The 563-nt window shown below is 61.1% G+C and carries 2 protein-coding genes; both read right to left on the bottom strand.

Features of this window, described 5'->3' with window-relative positions; translation table 11 throughout:
• Positions 1-32: 32 nt before the first annotated feature.
• The gene (gene rplV, locus AC1D15_RS36385; protein ID WP_047506366.1) at positions 33-362 is read right to left on the bottom strand and encodes a 50S ribosomal protein L22; all 330 of its coding nucleotides are present in this window, start codon (positions 360-362) and stop codon (positions 33-35) included.
• A gap of 11 nt (positions 363-373) precedes the next feature.
• Positions 374-562, bottom strand: a complete 189-nt coding sequence (gene rpsS / locus AC1D15_RS36380; RefSeq protein ID WP_477829915.1) for a 30S ribosomal protein S19 — start codon at positions 560-562, stop codon at positions 374-376.
• Between the last annotated feature and the right edge of the window lies 1 nt (position 563).

The following is a 563-nucleotide window of genomic DNA, read 5'->3' as shown; positions in this document are numbered from 1 at the left end:
GGATTTTCTGTCCCATGGTTTTCCTTCTGCGCTCAGTTGCCCACGGTCACGAAGATGTGACACGTCGGCTTGCTGATGCGGTTGCCGCGGCCCTTGGCCCGTGCGGAAAAGCGCTTGAGGGTGGCAGCCTGCTCGACGAAGATCGTCTTGACCTTCAGTTCGTCGATGTCGGCACCGTCGTTGTGCTCTGCGTTGGCGATCGCCGACTCCAGGGCCTTCTTGATGATGCCGGCTGCCTTCTTGGGCGTGAAGCTCAGGATGTTCAGCGCCTGGTCGACCTTCTTGCCGCGGACCAGGTCGGCCACCAGCCGACCCTTGTCGGCAGAGAGGCGGACGCCGCGAACGATTGAACGGGTTTCCATCGTCGTCATCCTTACTTCTTGTTGGCCTTCTTGTCGGCCGGGTGCCCCTTGAACGTGCGGGTCAGCGCAAATTCACCGAGCTTGTGGCCGACCATCTGGTCGGTGATGTACACGGGCACGTGCTGCTTGCCGTTGTGCACCGCGATCGTCAACCCGATGAAGTCGGGAAGAATCGTCGAGCGGCGCGACCAGGTCTTGATC

The organism is Rhizobacter sp. P2_H2, assembly GCF_056403375.1.
The sequence above is the reverse complement of the archived record's forward strand: the minus strand, read 5'-3'. Positions and strand labels throughout refer to the sequence as shown.